Below are 13118 nucleotides of genomic sequence, written 5' to 3' on the forward strand. Positions count from 1 at the left end.
ACAATCATCATCAGTACAAACATCTACTTTTTCATGCTCATGCTCATCATGACAACCACAATCATCATCAGTACAAACATCTACTTTTTCATGCTCATGCTCGTGATCATGCTCATGCTCATCATGACAACCACAATCAGGGTCAGAGCAGGTATCTTTTTCTTCATGCTCATGGTCGTGGTGATGATGGTCATGATCGTGGTCGTGATCATGGTCATCTGCACAATCTGGGCATCCGCAAATGTTTATGTCAACATCTTCATCGTAGTCTATCTCTTCTCTGTGATCATACACACTTAAATCTGCATTTTCTTGATAATCTTTAAGTAACTGTTTATCATAATGATTAGAATTTTCACAGTGAATCTCTTCACAATTTGGGTCAAAACAGATGTAATTGTAATGTTCGGGGTTGTGACAGTTTTCATCTGCACAATCTGCATCATAGCATCTATTTTCTACCATAGTATCACCAATTAAAAATTATTCTAATATATGTTCTAAACCTACTTTGTAAATCATTTCAATGTGAAGGTCTGTAAGTGAGTATCTTGCCATTTTACCTTCTTTTTGATATTTGACTATGTTGTTTGCACGCAATATCCTGAGTTGATTTGAAACTGTTGTCTGGTTTAAATCTAGTGCTTCGCAGATATCGCATACGCATAAGTCTTCTACTGAAAGCAGGGAAATAATTTTTAATCTTGTGGGATTACCGAATATTTTGAAGAATTCAGACAGCTCAGCGTATTCTTCCTGTGATGGCATGCGTCCTTTGACACGTTCTACCGCATCTTCATGAGGATTGCATACTTCACACATATCTTCATTAGTATTTTCAAGATTATTTTTTTCCATATTCATCACATATATTATATATTTACATATTATGATATGTTTATGTATTTAAAGGTTTTCATATCATGATATTATGATATGTTAATTTAAAAAAATAAAGTAATTGACTATGCCAAACCCATGTCAATTACATCTTCTCCCAAATATTTGACATTTTTAACAAGTATCACATCCCGAGGATACTCAGTATCCCCCAGTGAATGAGTTTCCAAAACATCACATTCAATATGCTCAATTATAGTCACATCTGTAACGTATTGGGAAGGAATTTTGCCTGCTTCATCAGCATCCATTATCACAAATGTTCCATTTCCACTGAAAACTTCTTTATCACCAAGTGATTTCATCCAGTTCAAAGTATCATTGTCATAACCTTCATAATATGAGGCAGTTTCAATATCCTCAATGACATCACTTAACTCAATCGGCCCTTCAGAATACACATCTAAAGTTGCAGAGGAAATATTGTTGTTGATTGGAGTTTCTTGAATATTATATACCATAACCAATGCCAAAACAGCTACAAGAACCATCACTATTGCAATAACACTTTTTCTAGCCATAAAAACACCTCTTAATGAATTATTTCATCAGTGATTTTAGCTGCTGATTCAACCATTTTTGGACAGAAATCCTTAAACAGATTATTGTCCTTTGCATACTTGACTCCTTCAGGAGTGTTTATATCACAATTCAGCAAATCACGACAGATGAAAGACTCATTTTCATTTTTAAACTCATTCAAAAATTTATCACAAACCTCATCACATTTAGCCTTACTGTCACCATATTTCAGGTCCAAAGCCATGAGCGCACCAGTACATTCTCCGCAAACTTCACCTTTTCGCATCCCACTTCCAAAACAGGCCCCAATTTTTAAAGCATGATTTTTAGAAAGTCCAAATTCTTCTGAAAATGCTGCAAAAACAGCCTGCGAACACATGTAACCCTCATTAAATAGTTGAACTGATTCCTCAATTGAATTCATGATTAATTATTTTATTAATCTCATTAATTAATTTATTTAAATGAAAAATATTATAACATTTAAAAAAAAACGATGAATTCAGTAAAAACCAATATATTGAGTATTTCCAATCCAATCCTTGAAAAATGCAGTGCAAAAATAGAAAATAATCTAACTTTCCTTTAAATTCGTTATTTTACTAAAACAACTGACAGAAATTTTTAATCTATCGCCACAAAACAGAATCAGAAGAGAAATTATCTTAAAAAATGAGATTGATTTAGACATATTTTTCTCTAAATTTTGTTTAACATGCTCACAGCATTTACAAATAAATTGCAATATTGATATGAACTTATTTTTATTAAATTCAAGCAAATATTGCTTTAAACTTGTTAAAAGTTTATATACTTTCAAAATAAAGAATAATATGTGCTAGTACAAGTTTAATTTAGATTTCATGAAATCTCAATAAAATAAATTTTGAGGTTAAATGTATGATTTTAAGACCAACTGTACATCACCCCAATGATGTGACAATTAAATACCTGATTGATGTGATGCCCGAAAAGCTACATCATCGATTAGGATTACCTGGAAAATTTGTCAAGAATTTTCCCCCTAATATAATCAAAAGAGACGGTAGCGAACGTGAAATGGATTGGTTAATGCTGGTTGAACCGGATAATGTGACATTATTTGAAAAAATATTAATCAATGTAGAGTTTCAATCCTCACTTGTGGATGAAGATAAAATAGAAGTTTTTGCAGACTACAAAGACTATGCAAAAACTTACTATGGACTGCCGGTTCTTACAGTAGTTGTTATAACCAACGGATATGAAAATTCCAAAAAAGAATACATAAGAGTTACTTCAGATATTTTCAAACCATTCTATATCCACATGGACGAAACTGAAGTTATCGAAAGATTAAATAACATCAAAAATAATATAGATAACTTAAGTGATGATGAAGCAATTGATATGGTATTGCTTCCCATGTTTGCTTCAAAAAAACAAGCCTGTCATGTAACTGAAGAATTAGTGAAGTTATTTAGAAAAAACAAGTCCATAATAGGAATATTTAGAAATGACATTGCTTTTGCATTATCTATAATGGTAAAAAAATATTTTGATTTAACAGATAAGGGAAAGGAGTTGCTAAAAATGATGGAACGGGAAGTAATTAATAACAGATTAAGAGAAGTAATTGATTTCGAAATCGATTACGAAAGAAAAGCTTTAAGAAAAGAACTAAAAGAAAAAGACGAAGAACTAACTAAAAAAAATAATGAACTATCTAAAAAAGATAGTGAATTAACTAAAAAAAATAATGAAAATAAAAAGTTAAAAGCCATACTTAATCAACACAATATTGATTTTTAGTTAATTTACCTACATTCCTAACTGAAATATTTAGAAATGATATTGCATTTGCATTATCAATAATGGTAAAAAAAATATTTTGATTTAACAGATAAGGGAAAGGAGTTGCTAAAAATGATGGAACGGGAAGTAATTAATAACAGCTTAAGAGAAGTAATTGATTTCGAAATCGATTACGAAAGAAAAGCTTTAAGAAAAGAACTAAAAGAAAAAGACGAAGAACTAACTAAAAAAAATAATGAAAATAAAAAGTTAAAAGCCATACTTAATCAACACAATATTGATTTTTAGTTAAATCAACTCTATTAAATTTATTTAAAAGAACATAACCCATACTATTGGACAAGTTTTATTCTATACAACATAATAATTATGCAATTGGACATATCCAATTTAATAGAACATGTTCCATTTAATGAAACATAAGGTAAATAATTATTTGATTGGACAGGTTCGATTCAATAGAACACATTTTCATGAAAAAATTTTCAAAATAATCTGAAAACAGATTTACATAAACCAAGTAAAAAAAGTTATTGAGTGCAAAAAAACACAAAAGCACACTTCCAAAACATTTAAATAGAATTATCACTCAACATCCTTCAATGCTTCAACCATATTCAAATCATTAATCTTATCTGAAAACATTAAATTAACACCGATCGATATTGCAAAGGTTATAACAGCCACCAATAACAGATTGCCCCAAGTCAATGTCGCAACATAATAAAGAGAATCACCTGCAGCATTCATCATAAGAGTCATGAAATAAAAGCCCAATGGAATTCCCAAAAGATATCCAATTGCTGTAAAAATCACATTTTGTGTCAGCAATAGCTTTCTTAAGACATTTGTCTTAAAGCCCAGAACCTTAAGGGTTGCGATTTCCCTTTCCATTTCTGTAAATGACAATATGCCCAGATTATATAAAACCAGAATGGCCAATGCTCCAGCTACGAATGTGACCACGTAAACCATCATCATCACTGCTGTTGTCATCTGATCCCAGCTTTCCTTCATATCATCAATGCTTGTAACGGACTTAATGGAATCATAATTCTCACCGAACTTGTCCTTTGTTACAATATTGGTTGGAGTGAAGTTCAATCCCTCATCTTCAATAGTGTCCGGAGACATTATCAATCCCTGTGATATCGGTTCTGCATGAATCTGACCTATTTTAGATGTCACCCATTCATCACTTCCAACAATATGCCATCTGATCTTATCTCCAATGCCCAGATTGAATCTTTCGGCAAGTTTAGTGGAAATTGAAACATCCCCCTCATCAATATCGATAGGATTTCTGCTGCTGTCAGTGTATGATATCAAATCAGTATCGTTTGAAACCAGAAGCGATGCCGTATCCTCCATATCATTTGCCTTAAGCTCAATGGACTGCTGCATGATGAAACTTCCGTCAGTGTAATTCATAATGTAATATAGTTCCAATGGATTAGCTTCACTTGAAAGCAATAATTTTGATTCATAATGTGTTATATCATCATATTCCCATGATTTCAGCTCATCCATACTGTCATTCATTCCGAATGCCGCAATCAATAATGCAACACAACCCATAACACCCACTATTGCCATTAAAGCTCTGAACTTATTTCTTCTTGCATCTCTCCAGTTCCAACGAATATTGAAGCTTAAACGATTCCAGATTCTTGATTTTTCAATTAATGATTTTGAAGATGCACTAGGTGCTTTAGGCCTTAAGGTATTGGCCGGATTTTCCTTTGAGATTCTTCTGCATGATAAATATGTTACAACAACAGAGGAGAGAACCATCAGTGCGGCAATGTATATGAAGCTCATGTCAAAGCCCGGATGCCAGCTTGGCATACTGTAGTTTGTAGCCATTGTAGGATAAAACATCTGAGGAATTATCATTGGCCCCATTATCACTCCTAAAATGGCACCTGCCAAAACCGGCCAGAAAGCATAAGATAGATAATGCAGAATAATAGTCTTATCTTTAAATCCAACTGCCTTTAAAATACCTATTTGAGTCCTCTGATGAGTTACGATTCTTGTCATTGTTGTCAGAAGTGTTAAAAATGTTACCAGAATGAATACTATTGGGAAAACGTCCCCGATCATTTTGTGCTGTGCCATTTCATCAGAGAATTTCGAAACACTAATCTGGTCTTGTTTTTTGGTGAATGACAAATATTCAATTGCATCATCCAATTTGTCTGTAAAATCATCATCTGAAGTGTCATACTTAACAAGCATGGTGTCGTATTTTAAATCCTCTGGATATGCCTTATATGACAGGTATGCAAAGCCCATCTGGGAAAAATCAGGTGTCAGAGATGATGGAGAAAGCTCATAAATATATTCCGGAGAGTACCCTATTCCCCTGATTTCTTTTGTAAATTCAATATCATCAAACTCGAAAGTGATGTTGTCTCCAACTTCCAGGTCTCTTTCATCTGCAAAGCGTGCATCCAGCCAGACTCCAGAGGAATCTGATGGGTTGAAATCCTCACCTTCCGTTGTGTAGAATTTCGACAGGACTCCCTTTTCAACAAAGTGCAGCGTAATGTCGGGACTGTTTTCAAGGTCTGCCCGTGACTGGACAACCAATTGCCTGTCAGTCTGTGTTGTAAATTCACTTATTTTTTCAACCGATGTATCATCAAAATCAGTATTGTAAATCCATCCATCAGCCATATTGGTATCTGCATAGTACTCATCGGAAGTCTGCACTAACCCATAGTACTCAGCATAAATTCCAGTATATGCAAAAATACCTAAAAATGCCATTAGAAATATTGCAATGAACTGTGTCTTGTTGATTTTAATATCCCTCAGCATTTTTTTAGATAAAGACATAATATACTATTAGAAAAAGGACATATAAAAAACAATAAGTTGATTGATTTAAATAAGATTTGAATTAGAAAACTACTGAATGGTGAAACTTAATTTACATTAACATCACCAAATTAGCAATTATAAGTTATCTGAAAATAAGAATATATATGAAACGGTTGATTTAACTTCAAATATAAAAATATTTGATGTTAATGTTAGTACGAACAGATTAGTTCATTAAACAAATCAACTGTTTCATCAACACTCATTTCAGCACACTCACTGACCTCTTCAAGATTTGCTTCCCAAAGAGAAAGCTTACCCATTGGAGTGACCAGAAACTTGAATTTATAGTTCCTTTTCACAAGGTCAGTTTTGAGCAAGGGATATTCGTTCAGCAAATCCATATATTTTAACTCAGCAGTTACTTCAACCATAATATCACCTAATTTATAATTTGAAATGACTATTTTTAAAGGTTTTGTCACTTAATGAGTGTCAGAAAGGTTATTCATTGTCTTTCAATGATTCAACCATATCCAATTTCTTGATTTTTCCTGAAAACATGAGATTGACAACAACAGAAACCACATATGTAATCAGAAATGTTATCACCAGTGTTTTAAGGGATAATGTTGCTTTCAGGTAAAATGAATCACCCATTGTTCCCCATAAGTATTGTAATGTTTCACGACCCAAAGGAACACCTATGATGAAACCTACTGTTGTAAACCACAGGTTTTGAGTGAGCAATAGCTTTCTTAAATAGGAGGACTTGAATCCCAGTACCTTCAGGGTTGCAAATTCACGTTTGATTTCGGTAAATGACAACAGTCCAAGATTATACAATACAATCAGTGACAATAATGCTGCAAAGGCTGCCAACAGATATATTGCAGTCATTGATGATTCCATCATCTCATCCCAACTGTCTGTCAGTGAATCCATTGAAAATATTGTTTTAACACCAGTAAAGTTATCATCAACTTCCTTTGATGAAATCACACTTGTTACAGTGTAATTCAATCCCAAATCATCCAGTTTTTCTTTTGTTATAATGATTCCCTGAGATGTCGGATCTGAATGCAAGCTAGTGACTTTTGTTTTAACCCATTTATCAGAGCCCATGATGTGCCATTTAATTGTATCACCCACTTTAACATCCAAAAGTTCAGCCATCTTTTTGGATAATGAAATCTCATCATCCCCTATTTCAATTGGATTTTTATCATCATCAGTTGGAGTGTAAAGCTCATTATCATCAAGCACAGTTATGACACCCGATTTTTTAACATCCCCTGATTTAATCTCAATAGCTGATTCCATTAGTTTTTCACCGTCAACCTCATCAACCACATGATCGATTTGTGATGATGTTGCATCATCCTCCAGAACCAGTTTTGATGAATAATGGTTGATGTCAGTGTAGGACCATTCCTTCATCTCATCAAAACCATCCATGCATCCGAATGAAGCGACAATGATTAATGTGCAGGCAAGCACTCCTGCAATGCTCATTAATGCACGGAACTTGTTTCTTTTTGCATCCCTCCAGTTCCATCTTGCATTGAAAGATAATTTCTTCCAGATTCCCAATTTTTCTACAAAACCGGAAGTTGAAATTTTAGGAACTTTTGGTCGTATTGCACTGGATGGAGACTCATTGACAATATTTTTACATGCCAAATATGAAATCAGCACTGCAAGAGCAACCATCAAAACAGTTACGATGATGAAGCTAGTGTCAAAACCTGTCAGCCAGTTAGGTATTGAGTACAACTGTTTCATCTCATCAAACATTATCGGAGGCAGTGTCAACGGTCCCAGGATAAAGCCCAATACGCTTCCAGTTAAAACCGGCCAGAAACCATATGATATATAATGATACATTATTGTGCGATTTTTAAATCCTAAAGCCTTAAGGACTCCGATTTGTGTTCTTTGGGCATTGATGATTCTTGTCATTGTTGTCAATAGTGTCAGCATTGCAATGATAATGAATATGACTGGAATCACATCAGTCATCATCTTGTGCTGTTCTGTTTCATCCTGAAATTCTGCAAAGCTTGGATGCTGTGATCTTGGAAGAAATGATGAATAATCCCTATCCAAATCATCATCCAGTTGTTTTTCATAATCTGCAGAATCCCCATCAAATTTCACAAGCAAAACATTATATGGAACATTATCCATTGGAAATGCCTTATGAGACATGTAAGCAAAGCCCATCTTGTCATAGTCAGGTATCATTGATGAATCAGAGGTTTGATACAAATGCTCAGGGGAATATCCAAGTCCCCTGATTTTCTTTGTGATTTCAATTCCATTAAACTCAAATGTAATCTCATCACCTATATCCAAGCCTTTGGACTGTGCAAATCGACTATCAAGCCATACCCCTTCACCATCATCCAGGTCAAACTCATCACCCCTGATGAGATAGAATTTTGATATATCATCATCTTCCAGAAAGTGCAATGTAATGTCCGGGTCGTTTTTAAAGTCTGCTATCGAGTTAACGACTAGTTGTCTTTCTGAATCTTTAGTGAGAGTTAAATCATTCACATTATCTACAAAATCACTGTCAAGATTTGATGTGTAAATCCAACCGTCAGCAAGGTTGGTTTCACCATAATATGCGTCTGCAGTCTCTTCAAAACCAAATGATTCAGCTCCAAATCCTACAAATACATAAACCCCTAGAAAGGCCATTAAAAAGATAGATATGAATTGAATCTTATGGTTTTTAATATCTCTAATCATCTTTTTTGCTAACATCTACTCACCACTCTTAAGGGATTCCACCATGTCCAATTTCTTGATTTTACGTGAAAACATCAGGTTTACAACAATTGACAGTGCAAATGTTATCACCAATGTCAAAAGGAAGTTTGTAAGGGATATTGAAGGCAGGATGTAGAATGAATCACCTGATGATTCCCACATTATCGCAAGAATATAATATCCTACAGGCAATCCCAGTATAAATCCGATAGCTGTAAACCACAGGTTCTGAGTCAGCAATAGCTTTCTCAATGCTCTTGTCTTAAATCCGAGAACTTTCAATGTTGCAATTTCCCTTTCAATTTCTGTAAATGACAACAAGCCCAAATTATACAGTACGACAACTGCCAAAAGGCATGCGAAGAATATTAAAATGTAGATTAAAAGCCACATTGACTCGGTCATTTCATCCCAGCTTGAAGTCATGTCTTTCATTGAATTGGCTGCCTTTACGCCATCATACTCTTTTGTAACGTGTTCAGATGTTATTATGCTTGTTGGAGTGTAGTTTAAATCCAAATCCTCAAGCTTATCTGAAGACATTATGAATCCCTGTGATATTGGATCTGCATGGATTTTATCTATTTTTGTTTTAACCCATTTGTCTGAACCCATTATGTGCCATTTGACAGTATCTCCAATGCCCACATCAAGCATGTCCGCCATTTTTTGTGAAATTGAAACCTCATCATCATCTATTTCAATCTTGTTCCAGTCATAATCTGTCGGTGTGACCAAATCAGTGTCGTTTAGCACCAGCAGCGAACCTGATTTTTTAGCCGAATCCGATTCGATTTCAATGGCTCCCTCCATTATTTCATCACCGTTGACCTTGTCTGTAATGTCATCAATTTCAGATTGCGCAGTATCCTCTTCAATCACAAGCTTTGAGTCATAATGATTGATCTGTGAATATTCCCATTCCTTAAGGTCATTCATTCCATCATACATTCCAAATGCACATACCAGAAGTGCACTGCATCCGATTACACCTACAATTGTCATTAATGCTCTGAACTTGTTTCTTTTAGCGTCCCTGTAATTCCAGCGTATGTTAAATGATAAGCGTTTCCAGATAGCGAGTTTTTCAACAAATCCTGATGAGGAAATCTTAGGCACCTTCGGCCTGATAGTGTCTGCCGGTTTTTCATCGGAAATTCCCTTAACTGAATAGTATGAAACCGCAAGTGACATTAAAACCATCAATGCAGCCACATAAACGAAATTCATGCTCCATGCAGGATTCCATGCCGGCAACTTATATGTTGCACTCATTGACGGATAGAATAATTGAGGCAAGGTCATTGGCCCTAAAATCAATCCTAGAATAGAACCTGCCAAAACCAGCCAGAACCCGTATGAAACATAATGCAGAATAATGGAACGGTTTTTAAATCCGCATGCCTTTAAAATACCGATTTGTGTTCTTTGATGTGTTATTATTCTTCTCATTGTTGTTAAAAGAATCAGCATTGCAATAAGTATGAACACTACAGGGAAAATATCTCCCATCATGCGATGCTGATCCATTTCATCTGCAAACTGGCTTACACTGGTGTGTTCGGATCTTTCAACAAATGAATTGTAATAGCCGTTCATGTGATAATCAAGAATATCATTGTAGTTTTCAGGTGTTCCTTCAAACTTAACGTTCAATACATTGTACGGCACAGTATCTGTTGGAAATGCCTTGTAGGAAAGGTATGCAAAACCAATTTTGTTAAAATCAGGTATTATGGATGAGCTTGATGCATGATAAACATATTCCGGTGAGTATCCAAGTCCCCTGATTTCCTTTTCTATAGTGTAGTTTTCAAACTCGAACTTGATTTTATCTCCGACTTTCAAGCCCTTTGCATCAGCAAAGCTTTTGTCCAGCCATACGCCATTCTTATCATCAATATCTAGTTTTTCACCTTCAAGCAGGTAGAATTTGGATATTGTATTGTTTTCCACGAAATGCAGTGTAACGTCAGGGTCATTGTCAAAATCAGCCACCGAATCCACTACCACTTGCCTTTCCATTTGAGTGGTTGCACCCAAACAGTCTACCTGATACATAAAAAGGTCATTGATGTATGCTGAATAAATCCAGCCGTCAGCCAAGTTGGTGTCCTCATAAAAGTTATCACTGTTTACTTCAAGGCCGACTGATTCTCCGCCGACACCTGCAAACACAAATACTCCCAGAAATGCCATTAAAAAAATTGATATGAATTGAGCCTTGTGCTTGCGGATGTCTCTCAACATCTTCTTTATAAGCATCTGCTCACCAGTCTAAATCATTAACCTTCTTCGGATTCTCATTTACTACAATGTTTTCGATTTGACCGTTTTTGATTCTGATTACCTTGTCGGCTGCTTCAGCAAGTATTGCATTGTGAGTTACAATAATCACAGTGGTATTTCTGTTATTGCTCATGACTTGAAGTAAATTTAAAATTAGCACGCCTGTTTTTGAGTCAAGTGCTCCTGTCGGCTCATCGCATAAAAGCATTGTTGGCTGTTTTGCAACTGCACGTGCAATTGACACCCTTTGCTGTTCCCCACCTGACAGTTGTGCAGGAAACTGATTTGCATGGTCTTTCAGACCAACTGAGTCCAGCACACTTAATCCGTCAATATTAACATCCACAATATCCTTCATCAGTTCAACATTTTCAATTGCAGTTAAATTTGGAATCAGATTATAGAACTGGAAAATGAAACCAACATTTTTAGCACGATACTCTGTTAATTGATTATCCTTAAATGATTCAACATGATTGCCATTTACAATGATTTCACCTGAGGTTACAGAATCAAGTCCCCCTAAAAGATTCAAGAGTGTTGATTTACCTGCACCTGACGGGCCCAGAATTACAACGAATTCCCCTTCATCTATTGTGAAATTAACATTATCCATAGCTTTTAAAATGTGATCTCCAGATTTATATTCCTTGTTCACATTTTTAAATTCAATAATTGTACTCATGTACACACCTTCTTAGAATTAATTATATATTTACATATTATATTTAATAAAGTATTTAAAATTTAGGCAAACCTAAATTATCTGAGTTTGTAAAATTGACCCCACTTTGAAATATTGCCATAACCTTGTAAAATTGCTTTAAACCTATAAAATTGCATTTAAAAATAATTTTAATAAAATTTAAATACTTTAAAATCAAAATAAGATGTATGAACACTAAAAACAACAAAACAACCAAAACTATTCGAAAAAATGACAATATGAACGAAACCAAAAAAGAAGCATTTTCCTATTCAATTTATAATAAGGAAAATTTTGAAAGCTTTAAAAAACTAAAAGTAGACACAACTGCCAAATCAATTAATAGAAATGATTTGCCCTCAGAATTAAGTGATGAAACATGTGAATTTATTGAGTTATTTAGAAGAAAAACAGCAAATGAATCAATTGAATGGAATTTTTACATTGATTATGCGGAAAATGAGATAATCCATTGTATTCTTGGCGGTTCTAACCAATCACTTGGTTGGATAAACACTGAAGAAATGAAAAATAGAAAAATATTAAGCATACATAATCACCCAAAGAATACATATTCTGCACCTTCTGCAGCTAATTTCGAAATATTAGAATATGAATTTGAAGATTATGAAATAATCTGTTCACAAGAAGAATTTTGGATTTTAAAAGCAATAGGAAAATATGAAATACGTGAAAAAATTCATAAAGACATATCTATAATATTTGAATCCATCAAAAATTCAAATTCAAAAAATAAGAATAATATATACTCCGAAATTGTCATAAATTATATTAACAATTTAAATCAAAAAATAGTATTAACTAGAAAGGAATATCGATAATATGAGCAAAAATGTTAATGGATGGGAATTATCAAAAAGAGATGGTGGAAATAGGTTCATTAATGATGATTATCCCAATGAATTAATTGAAAAAGAAAATGAAATAATAAAAGAAAGACTTAGAAAAGATTTTGAAATTATGGGATTACCAGAAGAACTAAAAAAAATGTATCCTGAAATTTTTGAATAGATTTAAACTTCTTTCATCTTTTTAAACAAACCATCAACTCATCAGATAACCCTACCCGCAGTTTCCATATACAAAACACACATCCAAAAATAATGTTACTTTAAAAAAAATATTTAAATTTTCAAGTAAATAGTTTTAACCACCAGATTACCATTCACAGTTTTCATCGATTAGTGTATATACTACCTATCAGAAGTTTTTCAACAAACATCACTTATTCAACAGTTTTTTCATCTTCAATCATCTTTTAATCTGTTTATCGTTA

General features: G+C 33.9%; 12 protein-coding genes and 1 pseudogene. 4 read left to right on the forward strand and 9 right to left on the reverse strand.

Features of this window, described 5'->3' with window-relative positions:
• From IJ258_RS04245 to IJ258_RS04260, 4 genes and pseudogenes are all read right to left on the reverse strand, one after another.
• Positions 1 to 465: pseudogene (locus IJ258_RS04245) on the reverse strand (cation-transporting P-type ATPase); the annotation flags it as partial.
• 18 nt (positions 466 to 483) lie between these two features.
• Positions 484 to 858, reverse strand: a complete 375-nt coding sequence (locus tag IJ258_RS04250) for a helix-turn-helix transcriptional regulator (protein WP_292803405.1) — start codon at positions 856 to 858, stop codon at positions 484 to 486.
• A 107-nt stretch (positions 859 to 965) separates the two neighbouring features.
• Positions 966 to 1421, reverse strand: a complete 456-nt coding sequence (locus IJ258_RS04255) for a hypothetical protein (RefSeq protein WP_292803408.1) — start codon at positions 1419 to 1421, stop codon at positions 966 to 968.
• 11 nt (positions 1422 to 1432) lie between these two features.
• Positions 1433 to 1846, reverse strand: coding sequence for a C-GCAxxG-C-C family protein (locus IJ258_RS04260; RefSeq protein ID WP_292803411.1), 414 nt, complete (start codon positions 1844 to 1846; stop codon positions 1433 to 1435).
• Positions 1847 to 2322: 476 nt separating this feature from the next.
• Here IJ258_RS04260 and IJ258_RS04265 point away from each other — a divergent pair, with 476 nt between their 5' ends.
• Both IJ258_RS04265 and IJ258_RS04270 read left to right on the forward strand, forming a co-directional pair.
• Entirely contained in the window at positions 2323 to 3213 is an 891-nt protein-coding gene (locus IJ258_RS04265; protein ID WP_292803415.1) for a hypothetical protein, read from the forward strand.
• 114 nt (positions 3214 to 3327) lie between these two features.
• Entirely contained in the window at positions 3328 to 3504 is a 177-nt protein-coding gene (locus tag IJ258_RS04270) for a hypothetical protein (RefSeq protein WP_292803418.1), read from the forward strand.
• Between the two features lie 297 nt (positions 3505 to 3801).
• Here IJ258_RS04270 and IJ258_RS04275 read toward each other — a convergent pair whose 3' ends face one another.
• From IJ258_RS04275 to IJ258_RS04295, 5 genes are all read right to left on the reverse strand, one after another.
• Complete coding sequence (locus tag IJ258_RS04275) at positions 3802 to 6060, reverse strand: ABC transporter permease (RefSeq protein ID WP_292803421.1); 2259 nt, start codon at positions 6058 to 6060, stop codon at positions 3802 to 3804.
• Positions 6061 to 6257: 197 nt separating this feature from the next.
• Complete coding sequence (locus IJ258_RS04280) at positions 6258 to 6479, reverse strand: hypothetical protein (protein ID WP_292803424.1); 222 nt, start codon at positions 6477 to 6479, stop codon at positions 6258 to 6260.
• Positions 6480 to 6549: 70 nt separating this feature from the next.
• Positions 6550 to 8820, reverse strand: coding sequence for an ABC transporter permease (locus IJ258_RS04285; protein ID WP_292803427.1), 2271 nt, complete (start codon positions 8818 to 8820; stop codon positions 6550 to 6552).
• The gene (locus IJ258_RS04290; protein ID WP_292803430.1) at positions 8821 to 11091 is read right to left on the reverse strand and encodes an ABC transporter permease; all 2271 of its coding nucleotides are present in this window, start codon (positions 11089 to 11091) and stop codon (positions 8821 to 8823) included.
• Between the two features lie 4 nt (positions 11092 to 11095).
• Complete coding sequence (locus IJ258_RS04295) at positions 11096 to 11800, reverse strand: ABC transporter ATP-binding protein (protein WP_292803433.1); 705 nt, start codon at positions 11798 to 11800, stop codon at positions 11096 to 11098.
• Between the two features lie 209 nt (positions 11801 to 12009).
• Between IJ258_RS04295 and IJ258_RS04300 the strand changes: the two genes are divergently transcribed.
• Positions 12010 to 12663, forward strand: coding sequence for a hypothetical protein (locus IJ258_RS04300; protein WP_292803436.1), 654 nt, complete (start codon positions 12010 to 12012; stop codon positions 12661 to 12663).
• Between the two features lies 1 nt (position 12664).
• Entirely contained in the window at positions 12665 to 12853 is a 189-nt protein-coding gene (locus tag IJ258_RS04305; RefSeq protein ID WP_292803438.1) for a hypothetical protein, read from the forward strand.
• Positions 12854 to 13118 lie beyond the last annotated feature (265 nt).

The organism is Methanobrevibacter sp., from assembly GCF_017468685.1.
In the GTDB taxonomy this organism is placed as follows: domain Archaea; phylum Methanobacteriota; class Methanobacteria; order Methanobacteriales; family Methanobacteriaceae; genus Methanocatella.